Source organism: Nonomuraea sp. NPDC003214, from assembly GCF_053590035.1.
Genome location: NZ_JBSFSX010000010.1, coordinates 244,300 through 267,886 on the forward strand (window position 1 = coordinate 244,300; position 23,587 = coordinate 267,886).

General features: G+C 71.0%; 23 protein-coding genes and 1 tRNA gene. 5 read left to right on the forward strand and 19 right to left on the reverse strand.

The genetic code is table 11. The features are described from left to right. Nucleotides 1-15 precede the first annotated feature (15 nt). The gene (locus ACWDXC_RS31480) at nt 16-1,356 is read left to right on the forward strand and encodes an outer membrane protein assembly factor BamB family protein (RefSeq protein WP_449987741.1); all 1,341 of its coding nucleotides are present in this window, start codon (nt 16-18) and stop codon (nt 1,354-1,356) included. A gap of 134 nt (nt 1,357-1,490) precedes the next feature. Beyond that, nucleotides 1,491-2,708 (forward strand): acetyl-CoA C-acetyltransferase, encoded by a 1,218-nt coding sequence (locus ACWDXC_RS31485; protein ID WP_449987744.1) that lies wholly within the window; start codon nt 1,491-1,493, stop codon nt 2,706-2,708. Nucleotides 2,709-2,760: 52 nt separating this feature from the next. Here the strand turns inward: ACWDXC_RS31485 and ACWDXC_RS31490 are convergent, their stop codons facing one another. The 18 genes from ACWDXC_RS31490 to mfd all read right to left on the reverse strand — a co-directional run bounded on the left by ACWDXC_RS31490 (nt 2,761) and on the right by mfd (nt 19,397). After that, nucleotides 2,761-3,171: a PPOX class F420-dependent oxidoreductase gene (locus ACWDXC_RS31490; RefSeq protein WP_364176950.1), complete on the reverse strand. Its 411-nt coding sequence runs from the start codon at nt 3,169-3,171 to the stop codon at nt 2,761-2,763. A gap of 113 nt (nt 3,172-3,284) precedes the next feature. After that, the gene (locus tag ACWDXC_RS31495; protein WP_043628756.1) at nt 3,285-3,518 is read right to left on the reverse strand and encodes a DUF4287 domain-containing protein; all 234 of its coding nucleotides are present in this window, start codon (nt 3,516-3,518) and stop codon (nt 3,285-3,287) included. Between the two features lie 164 nt (nt 3,519-3,682). After that, complete coding sequence (locus ACWDXC_RS31500) at nt 3,683-4,471, reverse strand: Bax inhibitor-1/YccA family protein (RefSeq protein ID WP_357586256.1); 789 nt, start codon at nt 4,469-4,471, stop codon at nt 3,683-3,685. 168 nt (nt 4,472-4,639) lie between these two features. Beyond that, nucleotides 4,640-4,712 (reverse strand) — tRNA-Leu (locus ACWDXC_RS31505). Between the two features lie 49 nt (nt 4,713-4,761). Further along, nucleotides 4,762-5,286: a peptide deformylase gene (locus tag ACWDXC_RS31510; protein WP_364176956.1), complete on the reverse strand. Its 525-nt coding sequence runs from the start codon at nt 5,284-5,286 to the stop codon at nt 4,762-4,764. Next, nucleotides 5,283-5,795, reverse strand: a complete 513-nt coding sequence (locus tag ACWDXC_RS31515; protein ID WP_219505053.1) for a glycine cleavage system protein R — start codon at nt 5,793-5,795, stop codon at nt 5,283-5,285. Before ACWDXC_RS31515 ends, ACWDXC_RS31510 begins: the two co-directional genes overlap by 4 nt. 78 nt (nt 5,796-5,873) lie before the next feature. After that, complete coding sequence (locus ACWDXC_RS31520; RefSeq protein ID WP_219505055.1) at nt 5,874-7,190, reverse strand: NAD(P)/FAD-dependent oxidoreductase; 1,317 nt, start codon at nt 7,188-7,190, stop codon at nt 5,874-5,876. A gap of 91 nt (nt 7,191-7,281) precedes the next feature. After that, the gene (locus tag ACWDXC_RS31525) at nt 7,282-8,076 is read right to left on the reverse strand and encodes a uracil-DNA glycosylase (RefSeq protein ID WP_449987750.1); all 795 of its coding nucleotides are present in this window, start codon (nt 8,074-8,076) and stop codon (nt 7,282-7,284) included. A gap of 33 nt (nt 8,077-8,109) precedes the next feature. After that, nucleotides 8,110-9,018 (reverse strand): hypothetical protein, encoded by a 909-nt coding sequence (locus ACWDXC_RS31530; protein WP_449987753.1) that lies wholly within the window; start codon nt 9,016-9,018, stop codon nt 8,110-8,112. Next, nucleotides 9,011-9,340, reverse strand: coding sequence for a PadR family transcriptional regulator (locus ACWDXC_RS31535; protein WP_219505061.1), 330 nt, complete (start codon nt 9,338-9,340; stop codon nt 9,011-9,013). The genes ACWDXC_RS31530 and ACWDXC_RS31535 overlap by 8 nt, the downstream gene beginning before the upstream one ends. An 80-nt stretch (nt 9,341-9,420) precedes the next feature. Then, entirely contained in the window at nt 9,421-10,812 is a 1,392-nt protein-coding gene (locus ACWDXC_RS31540) for a hypothetical protein (RefSeq protein ID WP_449987755.1), read from the reverse strand. A 187-nt stretch (nt 10,813-10,999) separates the two neighbouring features. Further along, nucleotides 11,000-11,944: a Ppx/GppA phosphatase family protein gene (locus ACWDXC_RS31545; RefSeq protein ID WP_449987758.1), complete on the reverse strand. Its 945-nt coding sequence runs from the start codon at nt 11,942-11,944 to the stop codon at nt 11,000-11,002. After that, nucleotides 11,935-12,423 carry a DUF501 domain-containing protein gene (locus tag ACWDXC_RS31550; protein ID WP_357586246.1) on the reverse strand — a complete coding sequence of 163 codons (489 nt, stop codon included), beginning with the start codon at nt 12,421-12,423 and terminating at the stop codon, nt 11,935-11,937. The genes ACWDXC_RS31545 and ACWDXC_RS31550 overlap by 10 nt, the downstream gene beginning before the upstream one ends. A gap of 7 nt (nt 12,424-12,430) precedes the next feature. Further along, nucleotides 12,431-12,949, reverse strand: a complete 519-nt coding sequence (locus ACWDXC_RS31555) for an FtsB family cell division protein (RefSeq protein WP_449987761.1) — start codon at nt 12,947-12,949, stop codon at nt 12,431-12,433. A 67-nt stretch (nt 12,950-13,016) separates the two neighbouring features. Continuing rightward, nucleotides 13,017-14,294: a phosphopyruvate hydratase gene (eno, locus tag ACWDXC_RS31560; RefSeq protein ID WP_219505077.1), complete on the reverse strand. Its 1,278-nt coding sequence runs from the start codon at nt 14,292-14,294 to the stop codon at nt 13,017-13,019. 41 nt (nt 14,295-14,335) lie between these two features. After that, on the reverse strand, nt 14,336-15,274 hold the full coding sequence (locus tag ACWDXC_RS31565) for a MazG family protein (protein ID WP_449987764.1): 939 nt from the start codon (nt 15,272-15,274) through the stop codon (nt 14,336-14,338). Nucleotides 15,275-15,276: 2 nt separating this feature from the next. After that, nucleotides 15,277-15,882 (reverse strand): SurA N-terminal domain-containing protein, encoded by a 606-nt coding sequence (locus ACWDXC_RS31570; protein WP_449987766.1) that lies wholly within the window; start codon nt 15,880-15,882, stop codon nt 15,277-15,279. Nucleotides 15,883-15,908: 26 nt separating this feature from the next. Next, nucleotides 15,909-19,397 carry a transcription-repair coupling factor gene (gene mfd / locus ACWDXC_RS31575; protein ID WP_449987768.1) on the reverse strand — a complete coding sequence of 1,163 codons (3,489 nt, stop codon included), beginning with the start codon at nt 19,395-19,397 and terminating at the stop codon, nt 15,909-15,911. 171 nt (nt 19,398-19,568) lie between these two features. On the opposite strand from mfd, the gene ACWDXC_RS31580 reads away from it, so the two are divergent. The 3 genes from ACWDXC_RS31580 (at nt 19,569) to ACWDXC_RS31590 (ending at nt 22,444) form a co-directional block, all read left to right on the forward strand. Further along, entirely contained in the window at nt 19,569-20,285 is a 717-nt protein-coding gene (locus tag ACWDXC_RS31580; protein WP_449987770.1) for a class I SAM-dependent methyltransferase, read from the forward strand. A 66-nt stretch (nt 20,286-20,351) separates the two neighbouring features. Further along, a complete protein-coding gene (gene cysC / locus ACWDXC_RS31585) occupies nt 20,352-21,566 on the forward strand; it encodes an adenylyl-sulfate kinase (RefSeq protein WP_219505087.1) in 1,215 nt (404 codons plus the stop codon). Next, nucleotides 21,563-22,444: a sulfite exporter TauE/SafE family protein gene (locus tag ACWDXC_RS31590; RefSeq protein WP_364176995.1), complete on the forward strand. Its 882-nt coding sequence runs from the start codon at nt 21,563-21,565 to the stop codon at nt 22,442-22,444. Before cysC ends, ACWDXC_RS31590 begins: the two co-directional genes overlap by 4 nt. Here the strand turns inward: ACWDXC_RS31590 and ACWDXC_RS31595 are convergent. Continuing rightward, a complete protein-coding gene (locus ACWDXC_RS31595; protein ID WP_449987774.1) occupies nt 22,389-23,420 on the reverse strand; it encodes a glycoside hydrolase family 26 protein in 1,032 nt (343 codons plus the stop codon). The two genes, ACWDXC_RS31590 and ACWDXC_RS31595, sit on opposite strands and share 56 nt — an antisense overlap. Nucleotides 23,421-23,587 lie beyond the last annotated feature (167 nt).

The following is a 23,587-nucleotide window of genomic DNA, read 5'->3' on the forward strand; positions in this document are numbered from 1 at the left end:
TGGAGTGAATTGCCCGTGCTCCGGCCTCTCGCGAAACCGGCTCTCGCCCTCGCCGGAACCCTGGCCCTGGCCGGCTGTTCCAACAGCGACGCAGCCACAGCCAGCTTCCCGACCTGGCACAACAACGAGATCAACGCCGTCAGCCGGATGGCCGCCGCCGGCGGGGTGGTCACCGCCACCGCCATGAAGCCCGACGGCACGCTGGAGACCGTCACCCTCGACCAGGCCAGCGGCAGGAAACTCTGGGCCCACCCCGCCACCATGGCGGGCCGCCTGCCCGGCATGGGCGTCTCGCCCCCCGCCCTCGTCGACACCGGCAAGGGCGCCGTCATCGCCGCACTCGACCCCGCCAAGAAGGGCCGCTGGAACGCCACCCTCATCACCCGCGACGCCCGCACCGGCAAGCAGCTGTGGACCCGGCCCATCCACTCCACCTTCGGCCCCCAGCGCTGCGGCCCCTACATCTGCCTGTCGGAGCACACCGCCCTGTCCAAGGCCCGCGTCGTCGTCCTCGACCCCGCCACCGGCAAGCTCATGTGGAAGCTGCCCGGCATCGCCGAGGTCGAATGGTCCGACGCGAGCCGGGTCCTCATGCTCCGGCTCGCCGCCAACCCCATGATCGAGTCGTACGACCTCAAGACCGGCAAGCTCCAGTGGCAGCAGCCGATCGAGCAGGCGCTCGGCCCCGGCATCGACATGTCCGGCGGCTGGGCGTTCGGCTCGACCGGCGACAACCTGATCGGCTACGTCGCCCCCTACACCAACCCCAAGACGAAGAAGGTCTCGGCGTTCGGGCTGTTCTCCATCAAGATCGGCGACGGCACGATCAACTGGATGCGGCCCTCCGTCGTGCGCGTCTACCCCTCGGGCAGCCCCGGTTTCGCCCCCGTCGTCCGGCCCGTCGACCAGCAGGGCGCCTACGGCGGCTTCGCCCGGCTCGACTCCGAGACCGGCCGCGTCGTCGGCCAGATCACCGCCTCCGACGTGCCCGGCTCCGGCTGGTGGCTGGCCTTCCCCAGCCGGATGGAGAAGCTCGGCTTCCTCAAGCACGGCCACAAGGGGTCCGCCTTCGACCTCGTCACCGGCAAGTCCGTCCCCGTCGACGACCAGCGCGGCTGGTCCTTCTGCGTCACCGACCCCAAGCCCCTCCCGCTGCGCGGCCAGGCCCCGGGCTTCTACTCGACGGCCGCGCTGTGCGAGTACGACCTGGCCACCGGCAAGCGCGTGCGCGGCGCGGCCACCCCGCCCGCCTGGTACACCGGCAGCCAGGACGGCTGGCGGCTCTGGCGCGACGAGAAGGGCCACGTCCACGCCACCAACGACCGCACCGCCACCGCCCCCGGAATGTACGGCTGACCTTCCCGCACGGCCCCTGAACGGCCCTGAACCCCCCTGAACGGCCCCGCTCTCCGAAGAACCGGAGGGCGGGGCGTGATGACTCGGAGGTATTGGAATATAGTTCTAGTCACTGTGCTGACAAAGGAGGGGCCATGCCCGAGGCAGTCATCGTCGCAACCGCCCGCTCGCCCATCGGACGGGCCGGCAAGGGGTCGCTCAAGGAGATCCGCCCCGACGACCTGACCGTCCAGATGATCAAGGCCGCGCTCGCCAAGGTGCCCCAGCTCGACCCGGGGACGATCGACGACATCATGCTCGGCTGCGGCCTGCCCGGCGGCGAGCAGGGCTTCAACATGGCCCGCGTCGTGGCGGTGCTGCTCGGCCTGGACGGCGTGCCGGGCACCACGGTCACCCGCTACTGCTCCTCGTCGCTCCAGACGACGCGGATGGCGTTCCACGCGATCAAGGCCGGCGAGGGCGACGTGTTCGTCTCGGCCGGCGTGGAGACGGTGTCGCGGTTCGCCAAGGGCAACTCCGACGCCTGGCCCGACACGATGAACCCGCTGTTCGGCGAGGCACGGGCCAGGACGAAGGCGTTCGCCGAAGGCGGCCGCACCTGGCACGACCCGCGCGAGGACGGGACGGTCCCCGACATCTACGTGGCGATGGGCCAGACGGCGGAGAACCTGGCCCAGCTCAAGGGGATCAGCCGCAAGGAGCAGGACGAGTTCGGCGTGCGGTCGCAGAACCTGGCCGAGAAGGCGCTGGCCGACGGCTTCTGGCAGAAGGACATCACGCCAGTGACGCTGCCCGACGGCACCGTGGTGAACAAGGACGACGGCCCGCGCGCCGGCACCACGTACGAGAAGGTGGCGGCGCTGCAGCCGGTCTTCCGCCCCGACGGCACGGTCACGGCGGGCAACTGCTGCGCGCTCAACGACGGCGCGGCGGCGGTCGTGGTGATGAGCGACGTGAAGGCGGCCGAGCTGGGCATCACGCCGCTGGCCCGGATCGTGTCGACGGGCGTCACGGGCCTGTCGCCGGAGATCATGGGGCTCGGCCCGGTGGAGGCGAGCAAGCAGGCGCTGGCGCGCGCCGGCATGGCGATCGAGGACGTCGACCTGGTCGAGATCAACGAGGCGTTCGCCGCCCAGGTGATCCCGTCCTACCAGGACCTGGGCATCGACCTGGACCGCCTGAACGTCAACGGCGGCGCGATCGCCGTCGGTCACCCGTTCGGCATGACGGGCGCCCGCATCACCTCCACGCTGATCAACAGCCTCCAGCACCACGACAAGAGCATCGGCCTGGAGACGATGTGCGTGGGCGGCGGCCAGGGCATGGCGATGATCCTGGAGCGCCTGAGCTGATCCGTCCGGCGGGCGTCCTCGCGGCGCCCGCCGGATCTCCGGTACGCGACGGTCAGCGGTGGACGTCGGGGCCGGCCCGGTCCAGGGTGATGCGCATGATGACGCGGCGCTCGCGCCTCATCGCCTCGCGGTAGTCGTCCCAGTCGGGGTGCTCGCCCGAGATGCCCCGGTAGTAGGCGACCAGGTCGTCCATGGCCTCCGGCAGCGAGACGATCTCGGCGGTGCCCTCGACCTGCACCCATTCGCCGAAGAAGCCGTCGGTGAAGGCGCAGACGGCGACCTTGGGGTCGCGGCGGGCGTTGCGCGTCTTGGCAGCCGCCTCCCGGGTGCTGACGACGACGCGCCCGGCGTCGTCGACCCCCACGACCACCGGCGACATCTGCGGGCGGCCGTCGGCGTGCGTGGTCAGGAGGATGGCCCGGTGGTTGCGGGTCAGGAAGTCACGTGCTCTGTCGAGATCCATGCGGCCATGATCGCGTGCTCGCTTCCGTGGGTGCCAGCACGCGCGGCCGTGTCAGGGTCCGCGTCATGGGTCCGCGCCCGTGCGGGGCACGGGCGCGGGTCGACGGGGAGGGCTTAGATGAAGCCCATGCGGTTACGGCGGTGCCGCTCGTGTTCGTGCACGATCGCGGCGGCGTAGCCGTGGGTCAGCCCGTGCTCGTCGGCGAGCCAGTTGGCCCGCTCGTCGCACCTCAGGAATGCCGGGCCGTTGTCGATGGCTTGGAACCACTCGGGGAGTTCGCGTCCCGTGATGGTCGGGACTCTGGCGATGAGCTTGGTCTGCGTCTCCGGTGAGTGGTTCAAGGACATGGGCACCTCCACGGATTAAGGCCTTTTGTTGACACTGCAACACAGGCAGAGATATGGCAAGGCCCCAAGCCCGGAGGATCTTGTCACGGCGGGTAGATTTCCGGTCGCGCAGCGAAAGGGCCCCGCCGGTCACCGGCGGGGCCCTTTCCGTGACGGTCCGGGGGTCAGTCGCTACTGGTGAAGTAGGACAGGAACCGGAGCACCTCCAGGTAGATCCAGACCAGGCTCAGCGTGAGCCCGAAGGCGCACTGCCAGGCGAACTTCTCCGGGGCGCCCTGCTTGACGCCCTGCTCGATGGCGTCGAAGTCGAGGAGCAGGAAGAAGCAGCCGAGCAGGATCATCGCGGCGCTGAACACGTAGCCGAGCGGGCCGGCCTCGCGCAGCCCGAGCCCGCCGTCGACGAAGAGGCCGGCCAGCAGGTTGACCAGGACCAGGCCGAGCGCGGCGATCGCGGCGGCGATCACGAACTTGACCATCTTCGGGGTGACGCGGACGATGCGCAGCGTGTAGACGGCCAGCATGCCGGCGAACGCCATCGCGGTGCCGAGGACCGCCTGCACCACGATGCCGCTGATCGCGCCCTCGAAGACCCGGCTGAGCGCGCCGAGGAAGACGCCTTCGAAGACGGCGTAGCCGAGGATCAGCGCCGGGTTGGTGCTCTGCTTGAACGAGGCGATGAGGCCGAGCACCAGCGCGACGATGGCCGCGCCGATGGCCACGCCCATGGACACGTTGAGATACCACGCCGCGCCGGCCGCCACGACGAGCGCGCCCAGCGTCATGAAGCCGCGGACCACGACGTCGTCGATCGTCATCGTGCGGAAGGCCGGGGGCGCCGGCGGGGTGTACGACGGAGCGTCGTACATGTGCTGCAGCTGGTCGGGGGTCGGCGCCTGGCCGCCCCAGCCGGTCTGCTGCCGCGATCTGCTGAATACGGGGTTCTTGCTCTCCATCGCTGCCTCCTGTGCGCCGAGCCTATGGGACCGGACGGCACCTAGGTCAACTCGCGCTCGGATCTATGTAGTTTCGAGACTTCAGCCGGGAGGTCAACGAACGCCGCGCCGCGGAAGTTCCCAGGCCTCCGCGGCCGAGAAAGAAGCATTTCCCATGGTAGAAGCCGGTGCCCCCGGCGGGATTCGAACCCGCACGTCAACCCTTTTAAGGGGTTTGCCTCTGCCATTGGGCTACGGGGGCGCCGCAATCATACGAAACGGACCATGCTTCCGAGGAGCACAACTTCGCATCAGGCGTCACAAGTGTGAAGTCTGCGGTGAAGTGATAGGGCTCCAGACACTCTGTCCAGGAAGAGTACGCCGTCCAGATGGTCCAGTTGGTGCTGAATACACCGAGCTTCGAATGCATCCGCTTCGATGGTGACGGGCTTCCCGGTTCCTGGCAAACGCCCATGTACGGTGATACGCGACGCTCGCCGTACATCTCCTAAAAGGCCCGCTATGGAGGCGCAGCCCTCGCGGCCGCGGTCCCAGTGGGACGCCCCCGTGAGGCGAGGGTTGACGATGACGAGCTCCCCGGCCGACGAACGGCTCCGAGGGTGGCGGCCGGCGTCGAAGGCGATCAGCCGCCAGCTCAGCCCGATCTGGGGAGCCGCCAGGCCGGTCCTGGCGGGCTCGTGACGCAGCGTGGCGAGGAGGTCGGCCGCGGCGGCGACGACCTCGGGAGCGGTGGGGTCGACCTGTTCGGCGGGCGACGACAGCAGCGGGTGCGGGGCGCCGAGGAGCGTACGGGCGGTCCCCGGCCGTACGTTCACAGGAGGTCCGGTTCGACGGGACGGAAGGTGATCTCCGAGTCGAGGCCCGCGCCGACGTTGGCCAGCCTGCGCATGAGCGCGGCCACGTCCACCTTCTCCGGCAGCTCGACGTCGGCGATGAGCACGTACAGGCGGCCGGACAGGCGGGTGCTCATGCCGGTGATGTTGCCGCCGTCGGCGGCCAGCACCGCGCTGATCGCCGAGATGATCCCCGGCCGGTCGGGGCCGTGCACGGTGAGCACGTAGCCGATCCCGTTGGTGTGGGCGCGGAAGTAGCGCCTGGCCTCGACGGCGGAGGCGGTCACCACCGCGTCGGGCACGCACAGCCTCTCCAGCAGGTCGTCGGAGCTGAGGTCGCCGGAGACGAGCAGCATCATCGCGACGTGGCCGCCGAGCAGCGTCATCGTCGAGTCGTGGATGTTCGCCCCGCAGTCGGCGAGCGCGCCGGTGACCTCGGCGATCACGCCTGGCCTGTCGACGCCGAGCACGGTCACCGCTGATAGCCCCACCGGCGGCACCCCTTTCTAGTTCCGTCAGCGGGTGCCGGAACGCCCCGGCGGGACCGCCGGGGCGCTGCCGTGCCTGGGCTAGCGTCGCATGGTGGCGACGGCTGCCCTGAACCCCTCGCGCGGGTGCTCCATCTCACCCAGCGAGATCGTCTCGCGCTTGAAGAACAGGGCCAGGGTCCAGTCGACGACGACACGGACCTTGCGGTTCAGCGTAGGCACCCGCGACAGATGGTAGGTGCGGTGCATGAACCACGCAGGGAATCCGCGAAGCTTGACGCCGTAGACGTTCGCGACGCCCTGGTGCAGGCCGAGACCGGCGACCGATCCGACGTACTTGTGGCGGTAATCGACCAGTTCCTGCCCGCGAAGGTGGCGGACGATGTTGTCGCCGAGCACCTTCGCCTGACGGACGGCGTGCTGGGCGTTGGGCGCGCAGTACTGGCCGGGGTTGGTCACGTCGGGCACGCCGGCCGCGTCACCGGCGGCGAACGCGTCGCGGGTGCCGGCGAGCGTGAGCTTGGTCGTGGTCTTCAGCCGGCCGCGCTCGTCGAGCGGCAGGTCGCTGTCGGCGACGACCGGGCTGGGCTTGACGCCCGCGGTCCACACCAGCGTCTCGGCCTCGAACTCCGAGCCGTCGCTGAGCACCACGTGACCGCCGACGCACGATTCGAGCCGGGTGTCCAGCTTGACGTCGATGCCGCGCTCGCGGAGCTGCTCCAGCGTCCACTTGCCCATCTCCGGCCCCACCTCGGGCAGCACCCGGTTGGTGGCCTCGACGAGCACCCAGCGGATGTCCGAAGGCTTGATGTTGCGGTAGTAGCGGGTCGAGTGCTTGGCCATGTCCTCCAGCTCGGCCAGCGCCTCGACGCCGGCGAAGCCCGCCCCGACCACCACGAACGTCAGCGCCCTGCGGCGCACCTCCGGGTCCTCGGTCGACTCGGCCACGTCGAGCAGGTGCAGCACCCGGTTGCGCAGCGCGATGGCCTCGCCCACGGTCTTGAAGCCGATGCCGATGTCGGTGAGCCCGGGGATGGGCAGCGTGCGCGAGATCGAGCCCGCGGCCATGACGATGACGTCGTAGGCGACCTCACGCGGCGCGCCCTCGGCAGGCTGGAAGGTGACCGTGCGGGCCGCGTGGTCGACCTTGGTCACCCGGCCGTTGAGGATGCTCACCTTGGGCAGCACCCGCCGCAGCGGGGCGACCATGTGCCGGGGCGACAGGTTGCCCGCCGCCGCCTCCGGCAGGAACGGCTGGTAGGTCATGTAGGACTGGGGGTCGATGATCGTGATGCGCACCTCGCCGGCGCGCAGCTCCCGGGAGAGCTTGCGCTGCAGACGCAGTGCCGTGTAGAGACCGACGTAACCGCCGCCGACGATCAAGATGTGCTTGTTCATGGCCCCATCCCTTGATGGATAGCTTGTGAAAGCATTCACAAGCTTACGCCACGCTTATCCGCGAAGGCCAACGCGGGGATGGTGCAACGCGTCACACCGAGAGCTCGGCCGCCCGCGTGAAGATCCCGTCGAGCATGTCGGCCGTCACCCTGCCGGTGAACGTGTTCTGCTGGCTCGGGTGGTAGCAGCCCAGCAGCGTCACGGGCGCGCTCCCGTACGCGACCTCGACCTCGGCGCCGTGCCCGAACGGCGGCCTGCTGCGCGGCAGCGCGTAGCCCGCCTCCCGCAGCGCCGGCCACATCGCCTGCCAGGCGTAGCCGCCGAGCGCGACGACCACCCGCACGCTGTCGGCCACCATCGCGATCTCACGGGCCATCCACGGGAAGCAGGTGGCCTTCTCCTCGGGCAGCGGCTTGTTCGCGGGCGGCGCGCACCGCACCGACGCCAGCATCCGCGTGCCTACCAGCTTCTGACCGTCACCGGCGTACGTGCTCGTCGCCTGCACCGCCAGCCCGGTGCGGTGCAGGGAGGCGAACAGCCAGTCGCCGCTGCGGTCGCCGGTGAAGATCCGGCCGGTCCTGTTGCCGCCGTGCGCGGCCGGGGCCAGGCCGACGAGCAGGATCCGCGGGTGCTCCTCGCCCCACCCGGCGATGGGCCGCCCCCAGTAGGTCTCGTCCGCGAACGCCCGCCGCTTGACGTCGGCCACCTCCTCGCGCCAGGCCACCAGGCGCGGGCAGGCCCGGCAGACCGACTGCCGGGCGGTGAGGTCGGCCAGGTCGCGGCTGGAGTCGGCCAGCGCGCGCACGTCCGCCGGGCCGGCGGCCACGGGCGTGGCGGGGGTCGCGGGGTCGTCGGGCCAGCCGGTGCCGGGAGGTACGTAGCTCATGACACCGATGGTGCCCGATCAGCTGGTGCCCGATCAGCGCGGCTCGGACGTCGCGCAGGCCGACGGCGCGGGCACCACGTCGGCCTTGCCGCCTTCCAGCTCGCGCAGCCGCCTGGCCTCGGCCTCCTCGGCGGTCACCAGGGGCAGCGGGTAGCGGTTGCGGATCACGTCGCCGCACGCCGGGTCGATCTCCAGGCCGTGCTCCTCCGGCGACAGCACGAGCGGCCTGCCGTCCTGGTCGTAGATGTCCACCCCCACGAGCGCCTTGCCGTCCTTGTAGAGCCGGATGTTGGTGACGGCGGCGGCGAACGGCGATCCCGAGCCGACCAGCACGACATCGGGCCGCACCGACTGCGGCGTCGGGGAGAACGCCTGCTCCGGGACGGGTGCGGCGCCCGCGAGCACCCCCGCCAGCAGCGCCACCGCGGCCGCCGCGTTGACGGCGACGGCCAGCGAGAGGACCGGCCATCCCCCGCGGCGCCGCCCGAACCACACCGACGCCGCCACGGCCACGGCGACCACCAGGATCTCGACGGCGCCGCCCGGCACGAGTCCGGGGCCCTCGGCCGCCGGGCCCGGATTGAGCGCCAGCGCCGCCATGCCCAGCGCGTAGCCCCGCAGCACCCACCAGCCCGGCCGCAGCTCCCGCAGGAAGCCCGTGGCGGCCCCGTAGAGCCTGTGCCGCCGCACCCGGGCCACGAACCCCGCGGCCATCTCACGCGGCCTCCTGCGGCCGCTGACGGCCTCGGGGCGGCCCGCGTAGGCGGCCCGGAGCTCCTCGGCGTAGGCGCCGGGCGGGCCGAGCCGGTCCTCCAGCGACGCGTCCGACTCGGCGGCGATCTCCGCCAGATGGTCGTCCAGGTCCTCCAGCAGCTCCTCGCGCTCGGGATGGCGTGCCAGAGCCTCGCGCACGGCCCGCGCGTAAGCATCGTGATCAGTCATGCGGCCCCTCCTTCAGCAGGGAGTCCATGGTGGCGGCGAACGAGGTCCAGGTCGCCGCCGACGAGGCGAGCTGCCGGCGTCCGGCGTCGTTGAGCCCGTAGTACTTGCGGTGCGGCCCCTCGTCGGAGGCGACCACGTACGAGGTCAGCGCGCCCGCCTTGAACAGGCGGCGCAGCGTGCCGTAGACGGACGCGTCGCCGACCTCGGTGAGCCCGGCCTCCCTGAGGCGGCGGACGACGTCGTAGCCATAGCCGTCGCGGTCGTCGAGCACCGCCAGGACGGCCAGGTCGAGCACGCCCTTGAGCAACTGGCTGCTATCCACGCCATGCACACTACTGTGCAAAGCGTAATAGTGGCAAAAGGAAAACCGGGTGGCGCCAGGCGCCACCCGGTTCAGCGATCTCAGGCCTTCTTGCAGGGCGCCTGGAAGGAGGCCGGGACCACCTTCAGGAGCTTGCCGCTCGGGTCGAAGATCTTCAGCTCGGCCACGCCGTCCTTCGTCAGATCGTTGAAGTTCTGCGAGAAGGAGACCGTGGTGGAGCCGTCACCGATGTTCGCGTCGCCGAGGTGCGTGCCCTCGTACGTCCACACGGCCTGGCCCTTGAAGCCGTTCTTGCCGGTCACCGTGGCCGAACCGGACAGGGTGCCGGACGGGCAGGTGTTCTCGCTCGCGGTCACCGAAGCGCCGGAGACCTCGTAGGAGGGCTCGGGCTTGGGCTCGTCACACGCAGCGTAGGACTGCGTGATGGAGTCGCTGTTGTTCGGGCCGTAGACCGACAGTGTGATCTTGCCGCCGTTCTTCGCGGCGCCGTGCAGCGCCCGCTGCGAGAGCGAGACGTTCTTGGTGCCGCTGCCGAAGTAGCGCGATCCCTGCTCGACCGCCTGGCCGTTCACGGACCAGACCCACCGGACGTCGGCGGCGCGGTTGAGGTTGATGTTGGCGTGCGCGCTGACCTTGCAGCCGTCGTGGTTGGTCGCCGTCACCAGGTCGGAGGCGGAGACCTTCACAGCCGGGGCCGGCGGGGTGTAGTCCTTGCACCAGACCTTGTAGTAGGCCCGGTTGGAGTACTCACGGTCCGGGCTCAGGATCTGCAGGACCGCGGAGCCGCGCTGGCTGTGACGGGCGGTGATGCCCGCGTAGACCTTGCGGGAGTCCCAGACCTTGACCTTGCCGTAGTCCACGACGTCACCGTTGACGACCCAGCGGTAGCGCACCCAGGCCGGGCGGTTCACGGTGATCCGGCCGGCGAAGTGGATCCGCTTGCCGGGGTCGCACGAGCCCACGTAGTGGGACGGGCTCGCCCAGGCGCGCGCGGAGACCCGCACGTCGTCGCGGGTGCCCTCGAGCTTCATGCAGTTGACCGAGAAGTAGCTCTTCTTCGAGGTCACCGTGCGCGGGCCGAGGACCTGCAGGGCCTGCCAGCCCTTGACGTCGCCCTTGAAGGTGACCTTCTCGGTGACCTTCACGGACTTCGTGCCCTTGACCTTGACGGTCTTGACCTTGCTCTTCGAGCCGTCGCCGTGGAGCCAGCGGTAGGCCAGCGTGGTCTTGGCCTTGCTGGAGACCTTGACCGTGGCGGAGAACGTCACCGACACCGGACAGGCGCCGACGTAGTCACGCTCCGACACCTTCGGCGTGGAGACGGAGACCTTGGCCTTCGTCTTGGCGGCCGCTGCCCCAGCGGTCGCGGAGGAGGCCGTGGCGGCCTGAGCGGGGCTGGACACCAGCCCGGCCACCAGGCCGGCCAGCACGAAAGTGGAGGCGCCGAACGCCGCCACCTTCCGCGCTAACACAGAGGACTTCATGAATGAGGCTCCATTCCGTGAGGGAAGAGATGCGCTCGGGAACGGTTGCCACGCCGACAGCCCTCTTGTGTCGCGCAATATGGCAAAGCCCCCGTTATGCACGATCACTAAAGCACAGAACTGATTGCACGCTCAACACGAACGCAAGCGAGTTATGTCCCGATTTAGCCACTTTTCAGGCCAGGGACCACGCAATTCCATCGAGAATGTCATGCTCACTCACTACTACCTGCGCAAATGTGAACCGCCTCACGATGCGGTCCAGGATCAGCGCCCCCGCGCCGATGACGTCCACCCGGCCCGGATGCATCACGCCCAGCGCCGCCCGCTCACCATGCGTCATCGCCAGCAGCCGCCGCGTCACCTCGTGCACCTGCTCGGCGGAGATCCGCGCATGGTGAATGCGCGCCGGGTCGTACTCCGGGAGCCCGAGCGCGACGCCCGCGACCGTCGTCACCGAACCGGCCAGTCCCACCAGCGTGTGCGCCTGGCGCACCGGCACCTCGGCCTCGACCCGGTCGAGCGCCTTCTCGACGTCGGCCACCACCGACTCCAGCGCCTCGGCCGACGGCGGGTCGCCCGCGTCACGCAGGTGACGCTCGGTCAGCCGCACGCAGCCGATGTCGACGGAGATCGCCGCCTCCGCGTGACGGGAGCCGACCACGAACTCGGTCGAGCCGCCGCCGATGTCGACGACCAGGTAGGGCGGCAGCGGGCCCTGCGGCACCTCGGTCTCCGGCGACAGCCGCAGCAGGCCCCGCGTCGAGCCGGTGAACGACAGCTCCGCCTCCTCCGCGCCCGTCACCACCTCCGGCGCGACGCCGAAGATCTCCCGGACGCCGTCGGTGAACCGGTCGCGGTTGCCGGCGTCACGGGTGGCGCTGGTCGCCACCACCCTCGTGGCGACGGCCCCGTGCCGGTCGATCAGCTCGCGGTAGCGCAGCATGGCGCCGAACGTGCGCTCCAGCGCGTCGGGCGACAGCCGCCCGGTCCGGTCCACGCCCTCGCCGAGCCGGACGATCTCCATCCGCCGCTCGACCTCGGTCAGCGAGTCGTCGCCGACATCGGCGATCAGCAGCCGCACCGAGTTGGTGCCGCAGTCGACGGCGGCTACGCGCATGGTCCGTCACTCCACCAGTCGGGGAGCGCGTCCAGCGCCTCCCTGCCGAACGGGTTGCTGCCGGGCACCGCCAGCTCGTGCGCCACGAGCGCGTGCAGGCACTTGACCCGCAGCGGCATGCCGCCGGTGCTCTGCATGTCACGCGGGAGCGGCTCCAGGCCCTCCTCCTCGGCGGCCTTGTCACGCCGGGCGACGTAGTCGTCGTGCGCCGCCTGGTAGGCGGCGGCCAGCTCGGGGTCGTCGGCCAGCCGGTCCTGCATCCGGCGCATCAGCCCGGAGCCCTCCAGCGTGCCGATCGCGGAGGCGGCCCGCGGGCAGGTCAGGTAGTAGAGCGTGGGGAACGGCGAGCCGTCGGGCAGCCGCGGCGCGGTCTCGACCACGTCGGGGTTGCCGCACGGGCAGCGGTGCGCCACCCCGCGCAACCCTCGGGGAGGCCGCCCCAGCTGCCGCTGGACCGCCTCGACGTCACTGCTCTCCAACGCTCTCCTACTCCCCCTCGCCGGCCGTGCCGGCCTCACCGGTCTTGTCAGCTTCGCCGGTCGTGTCAGTTTCGCCGGTCTTGCCAGCCTTGCCGGACGTGTCAGTTTCGCCGGTCGTGTCGGCCGGGTCGGTTACGCCCGCCCGGCGGCCGGTGCCGTCGTCGGCGGCCTGCACCGACTCCCAGAGCGTCTGATACCACGGCGGCGGCGCCGCCGGCCGCTTGACCGCCGTCGTGCCCTTGCCCGGGTCGGCGCCCATGACCACGTAGCACTTCTCGCCCGGCCCGCAGTAGTGCAGCCGCTCCTTGGCCGTGCGCTTGATCCAGTTGGGGTCGCGCACCTGCTGCGCCTCGGCGAGCAGGCGCTGGCGCTCGGCCTCGACCCGCGCCTTCTCCTCACGGAGCTCGGCGATGTTGCGCCGCTGGGCGATGTACTCGCGCACGGGGTAGGCCAGGCTCATGGCGATCGCGCACACCACGATCGCCAGGATGGCGGCTCGCCCGGTCAGCTGCGGTCTCTTCGCCAACGCACTACCCCCTCAGACGGCGACGGGACCCGCGGCAGGACTCGCCCACCGCGGGCCGTACCCGAAACTAGCGCTGGAACCGCGGGAAAGCGTCACGACCCGCGTAACGGGCGGCGTCGTCGAGGATTTCCTCGATGCGCAGCAGCTGGTTGTACTTGGCCACCCGGTCGGAGCGGGCCGGCGCGCCGGTCTTGATCTGGCCGCAGTTGACCGCCACGGCCAGGTCGGCGATCGTCGTGTCCTCGGTCTCGCCCGAGCGGTGGCTCATCATGCACTTGTAGCCGTTGCGGTGGGCCAGGTCGACGGCGTCGAGGGTCTCCGACAGGGTGCCGATCTGGTTGACCTTGACCAGGAGCGCGTTGGCGGTGCCGGCCTTGATGCCGCGCTCCAGCCGCTCCGGGTTGGTGACGAACAGGTCGTCGCCGACGAGCTGCACCCGGGAGCCGAGCGCCTCGGTGATCGCGCGCCAGCCCTCCCAGTCCTCCTCGTCGAGCGGGTCCTCGATGGAGACGAGCGGGTAGTTGTCGACCAGGTCCTGGTAGAAGGCGATGAGCTCCTGGGCGGACAGGCCCTTGCCGTCGATGGTGTAGACGCCGTCCTTGTGGAACTCGGAGGCGGCCACGTCGAGCGCGAGCGCGATGTCCTCGCCGGGCCGGTAGCCGGCCTTCTCGATCGCGACGAGGATCAGGTCGAGGGCGTCGCGGTTGGACGGCAGGCTGGGCGCGAACCCGCCCTCGTCGCCCAGGCCGGTGGCGTAGCCCTTCTCCTTCAGCACGGACTTGAGCGCGTGGTAGACCTCGGTGCCCATGCGGACGGCGTCGCGGAACGTCGGCGCGCCGATCGGCGCGATCATGAACTCCTGGATGTCCACGTTGGTGTCGGCGTGGGCGCCGCCGTTGAGGATGTTCATCATCGGCACGGGCAGCACGTGCGCGTTGGGGCCGCCCACGTAGCGGAACAGCGGCAGCTCGGCGCTGTCGGCGGCGGCCTTGGCCACGGCCAGCGAGACGCCCAGGATGGCGTTGGCGCCCAGCTTGGCCTTGTTGGGCGTGCGGTCCAGGTCGATCATGATCTGGTCGACGATGCGCTGGTCCTCGGCCTCGACGCCGTGGATCTCGTCGAAGATCTCGTCGGTGATGGCGAGGACGGCCTTCTGCACGCCCTTGCCGTTGTAGCGGTCGTCGCCGTCGCGCAGCTCCACAGCCTCGAACTGGCCGGTGGACGCGCCGCTCGGCACCGCGGCGCGGCCGGTGCTGCCGTCGTCGAGGATCACCTCGACCTCGACCGTCGGGTTGCCCCGGGAGTCGAGGATCTCGCGCGCGTATACGACCTCGATGGTAGCCACGGGATGCGCTCCTAAATCGAAAGGCAATATGGGTCTAGAGCCTATCGGCCCTCTCGCGACTCCCAGGCGCGCACCCTGTCGCGGTAGGCGCGTGCGGCGGCGCGCAGCTCGGCCTCGGCGTCGACCCCGGCCTCCTGGGCGCGTCGCACCAGGTCCCACAGCTCGCGGGCGACCCCCTGGCCCACGGCGGCGGCCAGGCTCCCGGGCGCCCCGCCGCGCTCGGCCCGCCGGACGAGCTGGGCCGCCAGCGACAGCGCGGGCTGGCCCATGGGCACCCCGTCGAGCAGCGACTCGCCGCCCTTGGAGGCCCGCTCGGCCGCCTTGATGGCCTCCCAGTTGTCGTTGACCTGGTCGGCGGTCTCGGCCCGGACCGAGCCGAACACGTGCGGGTGGCGCCGCACCAGCTTGTCGACGATGCCGGCGGCCACGTCGTCCATGTCGAACCCGTCGGCCACCCGTGCGTGGAACACCACCTGGAGCAGCAGGTCGCCGAGCTCCTCGCGGAGCGCCGGGTAGTCGGACTCCTCGATGGCCTCCAGCACCTCGTACGCCTCTTCGAGCAGGTACGGGACCAGCGACTCGTGGGTCTGCTTGCGGTCCCACGGGCACTCGACGCGCAGCCGGTCCATGACCGCGACCAGGTCGAGGACGCGGGCGCCCGGCAGGTCGTAGGAGCCGGGCACGACCTCGATCAGGGGCGGGTCGGCCAGCGCGACGGCGGCGTGGCCGAGCGCGCGCATGAAGTCCTCGTCGTCACCGGAGGCGAGCCACACGACGGTGTCGGTCACGGCCCGCCTGGCCAGCGAGGCCGGGTCCGGCGTCACCACGTCGACCTCGACCCCGGCCTCGGCCAGGTAGGGGAGCTGGGGGTGATCGGCGGAGCCGGTCAGCACCGGGCCGGAGCGCAGCGCCTGCCACGCCTGGTGGCTCAGCAGCCCCGGCGCGACGCGCGGCGAGGTGGTGACGACGACGAGTGGCATGCCTAGCCCTGCGGCTGCTGCTGTGGCTGGGCGGGCTGCAGCGGCTTGCCGAAGCGGCCCGGGTCGACGAAGCCCTGGTCCTGCTGGAAGGTGCCGTAGCGGGGGCTGAACTGCGTCTTGATGGAGTTGTACTCCTCGGCCCACTTGGCCGCGGCCTGCTGGCTCTGGGTGCCGCCGAACTTCTCGATCAGCTTGGCCGCGCCCAGCTCGGCGCGCAGGTAGGGGCGCGCGCTGGCCGGGGCGACGCCCTTGGACAGCAGGTTCATCTCCGGCGACTGCTGCTGGCCGGGCTGCTGGAGCGCGGCGTCGACCTCGGTCTCGGTGACCGTGATGCCGTGCTTGGCGGCGAGCTGCTGGTAGCGGGCCTGGTTGGTCATCCGGAACAGCACGAACTGGGTGACCGGCACGCCGAGCTGCTCGGGCGTGATGTTGGCCTTCTTCAGCGCGGCCTCGAACTCCTGGACGTTCCGGGTGAGATCGCTGGCCGAGATCCGCTGGTTGCCGACCACGGCCGCCGCGCCGGCCTCGACAGGGGTTGAGCAGGCGGTCAGCGCGAGGACGCTGGCTCCCGCCGCGGCAGCGACCAAAACCGCTCGTATCGACTTCACGTGCATCCCTTCGACAAAAATCGCCGCTAGCTTACCCGCGCCGGCTCGAGGAACATCGCCTCCACCAGGTCGCCACACCATTTGAGCAGGTCCAGGTCCCGCAGCGGCTGCCCGCCCAGCGGCTTGGTCTTGGGCACCGGCACCAGCAGGGTCTCGGCCGCCTGCTTGTAGACGGCCTTCTTGTAGAGCCGGTCGAGCCGGACCTGCTGCGACTCCTTCAGCACGGCCGGGCCGAACTTGATGTTCTGCCCCTGGAGCGTGACGTCGGTCAGCCCCGCCTGCCGCGCCTTGATCCGGAACCTGGCGACCTCCAGCAGGTTCTCCACCTCGACGGGCGGCTTGCCGTAGCGGTCGGTCAGCTCCGCGCGCACCTCGTCGATGTGGATCGGCGCGGAGATCGCCGCGATCCGCTTGTACGCCTCCAGCCGCAGCCGCTCGGAGGTCACGTAGTCGTGCGGGATGTGCGCGTTGATCGGCAGCTCGACCTTGACGTCGTGCACCTCCTCGACCGGCTCGGCGCCCGACAGCTTGGCCTTCTGCTCCTGCACGGCCTCGGCCATCAGCCGCACGTACAGGTCGAAGCCGACGCCCGCGATGAAGCCCGACTGCTCAGCGCCGAGCACGTTGCCGGCGCCGCGGATCTCCAGGTCCTTCATCGCCACGTACATGCCGGCGCCCATCTCGGTGTGCTGCGAGATCGTGGCCAGCCGCTCGTGCGCGGTCTCGGTCAGCGGCTTCTCCGGCGGGTAGAGGAAGTACGCGTAGCCGCGCTCGCGCCCTCGCCCGACCCGGCCGCGGAGCTGGTGGAGCTGCGACAGGCCGTAGTTGTCGGCCCGGTCGACGATGAGCGTGTTGGCGTTGGGCACGTCCAGCCCCGACTCCACGATCGTGGTAGAGACGAGCAGGTCGTACTCGCGCTCCCAGAAGCCCACCATGATCTTTTCGAGCTGGTGCTCGTTCATCTGGCCGTGCGCCACCGCGACGCGCGCCTCGGGCACCAGCTCGCGCAGCCGCGCGGCCACCCGGTTGATCGAGGCGACCCGGTTGTGCACGAAGAAGATCTGCCCGTCGCGCATCAGCTCGCGCCGGATCGCCGCCGCGATCTGCTTCTCGTCGTACGGGCCGACGAAGGTGAGGATCGGGTGGCGCTCCTCCGGCGGGGTGAGGATCGTGGACATCTCCCGGATGCCGGTCAGGCCCATCTCCAGCGTGCGCGGGATCGGCGTGGCCGACATCGCCAGCACGTCGACCTGGGTGCGCAGGTGCTTCATGGCCTCCTTGTGCTCGACGCCGAACCGCTGCTCCTCGTCGATGATGATCAGGCCCAGGTCCTTGAACCTGACCTCGGGGCTGAGCAGCCGGTGGGTGCCGATGACCACGTCGACGGCGCCGGTGCGCAGGCCGTCGAGCGTGCCCTTGATCTCGGCGTCGGTCTGGAAGCGGGAGACCGGCTTGAGCGTGACGGGGAAGCTGGAGAAGCGCTCGGTGAACGTCGACATGTGCTGCTGCACCAGCAGCGTGGTCGGCACCAGCACGGCCACCTGCTTGCCGTCCTGCACCGCCTTGAAGGCCGCGCGCACTGCGATCTCGGTCTTGCCGTAGCCCACGTCGCCGCAGATCAGCCGGTCCATCGGGACGCCGCGCTCCATGTCGCGCTTGACCTCGTCGATGGCTTCGAGCTGGTCGCCGGTCTCGGCGTAGGGGAAGGCGTCCTCCATCTCGCGCTGCCACGGGGTGTCGGGGCCGAAGGGGTGGCCGGGCGAGGCCATGCGCGCCGAGTAGAGGCGGATGAGCTCGCCGGCGATCTCCTTGACCGCCTTCTTGGCCCGCGACTTGGCCTTGGCCCAGTCGGCGCCGCCCATCCGGTTGAGCGTGGGCGCCTCGCCGCCGACGTAGCGGGTGACCTCGTCGAGCTGGTCGGTGGGCACGTAGAGGCGGTCGCCCTTGGCGTACTCGATGACGAGGTATTCGCGGGTGGCGCCCTGGACGGTGCGCTGGACCATCTCCACGTAGCGGCCGACGCCGTGCTGCTCGTGCACGACGTGGTCGCCGACCTTGAGCTGGAGCGGGTCGACCATGTTGCGGCGGCGCGAGGGCAGGCGGCGCATGTCCTTGGTGGACGCCTTCTGGCCCACCAGGTCGAGGTGGGTGAGGACGGCCAGGCCGGGGGTGACGAAGCCGTGCTCCAGGAGGCCGGTGGTGACGTGGACGACCTTCGGCTCCGGCGCCTTGTCCAGATATTTCGTGAGACGGGCGGGGACGTCGACGCCCTTCAGCACCTCGACCATGCGCTCGGCCGGGCCGTGCCCCTCGCTGAGCAGCACGACCGCCTTGTCCTCGGCCAGCCAGCCCTTGACGTCCTCCAGCGCCTTGCGGGTGTCGCCCCGGTAGGCCTCGGAGTCGTGCGCGGCCAGCTCGACGCCGGTGCCGAACGGCGCCATCGACCACCACGGCTGCCCCAGGGAGCCGGCGTGGTCGCGGATCTCCTCCAGCGAGCGGAACGCGGCGGCCCCGAGGTCGATCGGCGCCTCGCCGCCGGCGGCCGCGTTGATCCAGGACGCCTCCAGGAACTCCTGCGAGGTGCGCACCAGCTCCTCGGCCCGGCTCCTGATCCGCTCGGGGTCGCAGACGAACACCGCCGCCCGGTCCGGCAGGTGGTCGATCAGCAGGTCCATCTCCCCGGCCAGCGCCGGGGCGAACGCCTCCATGCCCTCGACCGGCGTGCCGTCGGCGAGCTGGTCGAGCACCTCGGCGAGCGCCGGGTGCCGCTCGGCCAGCTCCCGCGCCCTGGCCCGGACCTCGCCGGTCAGCAGCAGCTCGCGGCAGGGCGGCGCGAACAGCCCGTCCTCGGCCGCCTCCAGCGAGCGCTGGTCGGCCACCTTGAACCAGCGGATCTCCTCGACCGTGTCGCCCCAGAACTCCAGCCGCAGCGGGTGCTCCTCGGTGGGCGGGAACACGTCGAGCAGCCCGCCGCGCACCGCGACCTCGCCGCGCTTCTCCACCATGTCGACCCGGTGGTAGCCGTTGCCCACCAGGTTGGCCACGACCGCGTCCAGGTCGGCGTCGTCGCCGGCCCGCAGCCGGATCGGCTCCAGGTCGCCCAGGCCCTTCACGATCGGCTGCAACAGCGCCCGGATCGGCGCGACGATCACGTTGAGCGGCCCGGCGGCGCTGTCGCCCTTGACCGGGTGCGCCAGCCTGCGCAGCACGGCCAGCCGCTGGCCGACGGTGTCGGAGCGGGGCGAGAGCCGCTCGTGCGGCAGCGTCTCCCAGGCCGGGAACACCGCGACCGTGCTGGGCTCGATGAGGCTGGTCAGCGCCGCCGCCAGGTCCTCGGCCTCGCGGCCCGTCGCGGTGACGGCCAGGACCGCGCGCTGGTCGTGCCCGGCCAGCGCGGCCACGCCGAAGGGCCGCAGCGCGGCGGGCGCGACGAGGGCCACGTCGCCGCCCTGTTCGAGGGCGGCGGCCAGGCTCGGGTCGGCGGAGACAAGGTCAAGCAGTCCGGAAAGACTCATCAGTCAGCCCCATGGCAACACGACTACCCCCGGCCGAACGGCAGCGGGGGTGTGGTCGTTCCAGACTACTGGCCGGGTGCCCCTCACCCGTCCGCCGCCATCACGCGCGGAAACGCTCGCGAGGGACCGATGTCCCTTACTCTTCGGCAGTTATTGATTACTGTGGGTCACATGTCTGACGTGCGGTCGGTCGCCCAAGGGGGCGATCTCTTTGTTCAGCGGATCCGCGAGCAGTGGACCGGTCAGCTCGGCCGGCGCCTCGACGTGCTGGTCGCCGGGTGCGCCCACGACGAGCCGCTGGCGCTGGGGCGCATCGACGTCCGCGTCACGGGGGTCGACGAGGACCTGCCCGCGATACGCAGAGTGGTCGAGGAGCGGGCCGACCTGGTCGCCTGGACGCTCGGCGACCTGCGCTCGGCGGCGCTGCCGCCCCGGGCGTACGACGTGATCCAGCTCTCCTTCCTGCTGGAGCGCATCGAGCACGCGGAGCTGGTCTTCGACCGGCTGCTGCAGTCGCTGCGGCCGGGCGGCCTGGTGCTGCTGCGGATGCGCGACAGGAACTCGGCCTACGCGCTGCTGGAGCGGCTCACGCCGGCCTGGGTGCGGCGGCTGCTGTGGCGGCGGCTGGTCGTGCCGGGCACCCCGGGGCCGCTCCCGGTCGTGCACGGGCCGCTGGCCTCGGCCGACGGGATGCACGCGTTCTGCCTGACCCGGGGCCTGCTGATCACCGACGAGGAGACCGCGACCAGCGGGCCCGCGATGGGCCGGGTGGGCGGCGCGCTCGTCGGCCTGGCCGCCCGGCTGACCCGCGGGCGATACCCTGCCACCCACGACGAGATCACGATGGTCATCAGGAAGCCCGAGTATCACTTCGCCCGTCTGATCTAGCGGCCACACCGAGTACAGTGGTATTTTTTCCTACCAATGTAATCGGGATAGTTGGGATGAACGATCGTGGAGTGGACCCCCGACGCGCGCGAGCTGGCCGATCTTGAGCTGCTGCTTTCGGGGGCGTTCCAGCCGCTGACGGGGTTTCTCGGCCACGACGACCTCCACACGGTGCACGAGCGCGGCACGCTGGCCGACGGCACCCCGTGGCCCGCGCCCGTCACGATCACCCTGCCCGACGAGGTGACCCCGGGCGAGGAGGTCACGCTGCTCGACCCCGAGGGCGTGCCGCTGGCCGTGCTGAGCGTGACCGAGCGGGGTCACGACGGGCTGGCGGCCGGCCCGGTGAAGGGCCTCGGCGCGCCCGAGCACGGCCCGTTCGCGCGGCTGCGCCGCACGCCCGACGAGGTCCGCGTCGACCTGGGCGGGCGCGACGCGCTGGCCGTCACGATGCGCGGGCCGCTCGACGACCTGGGCGAGATCGTCGCCACCGCCAAGGAGCTCGGCGCCGTCATCCTGCTGCTCCCCCTCGCGTACGGCGAGGCCGGGCCGGGCGTCGTCAGGGCCGCGCTGCGGGCCAGGGACCAGCTCCCCGAGGGCACGATGGTGGTCCCGGTGCCGCTGGCGCCGCGCGACGAGCCCGAGATCGACCTGGAGCTGCGCGAGCACGTCGCCTTCGCTTACGGCGCGAGCGAGCACCTGGCCGGGCCCGACCCGGTGCGCATCCCCGGGCCGCCGCACCGGCGCGGCCTGGTGGTGTTCTTCACCGGCCTGTCGGGGTCGGGCAAGTCCACGATCGCCCGCGGCCTGCGCGACGCGCTGCTGGAGCTGGGCACCCGCACGGTCACCTACCTCGACGGCGACGTGGTGCGCCACCTGCTGTCCAAGGGGCTGACGTTCTCCAAGGCCGACCGTGACCTCAACATCCGGCGGATCGGGTTCGTGGCCGCCGAGGCGGCCCGCCACGGCGGCCTGGCCATCTGCGCCCCCATCGCCCCCTACGCGGAGACGCGGGCCGAGGTCCGCGAGATGGCCGAGTCGGTCGGCGCCGACTTCCTGCTCGTGCACGTCGCCACGCCGCTGGAGGAGTGCGAGCGCCGCGACCGCAAGGGCCTGTACGCCAAGGCGCGGGCCGGGCTCATCCCCGAGTTCACCGGCGTCTCCGATCCGTACGAGGAACCGGACGACGCCGACCTGACCATCGACACCACGCACCTGTCGGTCGAGGCGGCCGTCGGGCGGGTGCTCGACACGCTGCGCGGCGGCGGGTGGGTGCGATGATCGACCTCCCGCTCATCGCCGGGTCGTTCCTGGTGGCGATCGTCGTCGGATTGACCGGCATGGGCGGCGGCGCGCTGATGACGCCGATGATGATGCTGTTCTTCAACGTCCCGCCGCTGGCCGCGGTCTCCAGCGACCTGGTGGCCTCGGCGGTGATGAAGCCGGTCGGCAGCGTCGTCCACCTGCGCCGGGGCACGGTCAACCTCAAGCTGGTCGGCTGGCTCTGCGCGGGCTCGGTGCCGACGGCGTTCTGCGGGGTGTTCCTGGCGCGGGCGTTCGCGGTGGGCGACGGGGTCAAGTACGCGCTCGGCGTCGCCCTGCTGCTCGCGGTCGCCGGGCTGGCCGCCAAGGCGTGGCTGGGCGACCGGGGCGGAACGGCGGAGGCCCGGGAGATCGTCGTGCGCCCAATACCGACCCTACTGGTCGGTATGGTAGGCGGCCTGGTCGTCGGGGTGTCGTCCGTGGGCTCCGGGTCGCTCATCATCGTGGCGCTGATCGCGCTCTACCCGGCGCTCAAGGCCAACCAGCTCGTCGGCACGGACCTGGTCCAGGCGGTGCCGCTGGTCGTGTCGGCGGCGCTCGGCCACCTGCTGTTCGGCGACTTCCAGGCCGACCTGACGCTCTCGCTGCTCGTCGGCTCGATCCCCGGCGTCTACCTGGGCGCGCGGATCTCCTCGCGGGCGCCGGGCGGGCTGATCAGGGCGATGCTCGCGATCGTGCTGCTGGCCTCGGCGCTCAAGCTGCTCGACGTGCCCAACACGGTCACCGTGGTCGCGCTGGTGGCGGCGACGGCGGTCGTCGTGGCGGGCTGGCGGTGGCGGGTCAGGGCCGCGGCACGCGAGTCGCGCGGAAGTGCGGATCTCTCGCGAGCTCGGTGAACGCCCGGTCGGCCGTCGGCTCGGTGTCGAAGCTGGTGTTGCCTCTCGGGGCGTGCGGCGAGTCGAAGTAGACCAGCGCCTTGATCTGCGGATAGCGGCGGATCTGCCGGCGCACCGACTCGTAGAAGGCCCGCTTGAACGCCGGGTCGTCGGCCCGCTCGAACACGCCCCATTCCGCGACCATGACCGGTTTGCCGGGGAAGCGCCACTGCATCCACCGGTAGAAGCCGGGCCACTCGTCGAAGTCCTCGCGCGTCTTGTTGACCAGCGTGCCGAAGTCCTGCACCCGGCCGTCGGCGTAGGGGTCCATGGCCACCCAGTCGACCACGTCGTCGCCCGGGTAGAGCTCCTCGAACCACGGCTTGGACGCCCAGTTGGGCGCGCCCATGTAGGTCATCACGGTGACCGCGTTCTTCACCCCGCGCTCGCGCAGCCGGAGCACGACGTGGCGGAACATCTCGGCGTAGTCGCCGGCCCGCATGCCGGAGCCGGCCGCGGCGTCGACGTCGTTCTCCGGCTCGTGGTGGATGGTCAGGAAGAACCGCTCGGGGAACGTGCGCCGCAGGTAGCGGGCCAGCCGGTCGATCCGGGAGTCGATGGCCCCGTCGGCGATCTCCGCCCAGGTGTGGCCGAACGACGGCTTCCAGTTGATGAGCAGCAGCCGGGGCCTGGCCGGGTCGCGGGCGAGCCGGATCTCCTCGTCGGTCGGGAACAGCTCCCTACCCCGGTGGTAGACGTGCAGGATGTCGGCCTTGGCGCCCATGCGGTGCTCGGCGTTCTCCAGGGCCCGGGTCACGCCCGCGCCGGTGAAGATCTCCGGCGCGATCCCCCACCAGGCGCCGCAGGACGGGATGAGCCTGCTGGTGACGGCGCACTCGGGCGGGGTCGCCACCACCGGCGGCAGGCTCGCCCGGGCCGCGACCGGTGTCTCGTCGGCCGCCGAGCAGGCGGACAGCACGACGACCAGCGCCGGCACCAGAGCCCACGCGATGATATGTGGCGAATTATGCGGCAAAATGACCCGCCCCCCTCATTCAAGCCCCCGCCCGTCAACCCTGAACCATGCCACGCCCATGCCGGATCGTCAGCCGAGACCGCAGATCAGGGGCGGTGCGGCCCGCCGTACAAATCCCTTTATCGCCG

Coding starts and splice junctions, on each gene's coding strand:
- ACWDXC_RS31490 (WP_364176950.1), bottom strand. CDS start 3,171: ATGGATCTCGACAGAGCACGTGACTTCCTGACCCGCAACCACCGGGCC.
- mfd (WP_449987768.1), bottom strand. CDS start 19,397: ATGAGTCTTTCCGGACTGCTTGACCTTGTCTCCGCCGACCCGAGCCTG.
- ACWDXC_RS31530 (WP_449987753.1), bottom strand. CDS start 9,018: ATGACTGATCACGATGCTTACGCGCGGGCCGTGCGCGAGGCTCTGGCA.
- ACWDXC_RS31580 (WP_449987770.1), top strand. CDS start 19,569: ATGTCTGACGTGCGGTCGGTCGCCCAAGGGGGCGATCTCTTTGTTCAG.
- ACWDXC_RS31495 (WP_043628756.1), bottom strand. CDS start 3,518: ATGTCCTTGAACCACTCACCGGAGACGCAGACCAAGCTCATCGCCAGA.
- ACWDXC_RS31500 (WP_357586256.1), bottom strand. CDS start 4,471: ATGGAGAGCAAGAACCCCGTATTCAGCAGATCGCGGCAGCAGACCGGC.
- ACWDXC_RS31520 (WP_219505055.1), bottom strand. CDS start 7,190: ATGAACAAGCACATCTTGATCGTCGGCGGCGGTTACGTCGGTCTCTAC.
- ACWDXC_RS31525 (WP_449987750.1), bottom strand. CDS start 8,076: ATGAGCTACGTACCTCCCGGCACCGGCTGGCCCGACGACCCCGCGACC.
- ACWDXC_RS31485 (WP_449987744.1), top strand. CDS start 1,491: ATGCCCGAGGCAGTCATCGTCGCAACCGCCCGCTCGCCCATCGGACGG.
- ACWDXC_RS31590 (WP_364176995.1), top strand. CDS start 21,563: ATGATCGACCTCCCGCTCATCGCCGGGTCGTTCCTGGTGGCGATCGTC.
- ACWDXC_RS31545 (WP_449987758.1), bottom strand. CDS start 11,944: ATGCGCGTAGCCGCCGTCGACTGCGGCACCAACTCGGTGCGGCTGCTG.
- ACWDXC_RS31565 (WP_449987764.1), bottom strand. CDS start 15,274: ATGCCACTCGTCGTCGTCACCACCTCGCCGCGCGTCGCGCCGGGGCTG.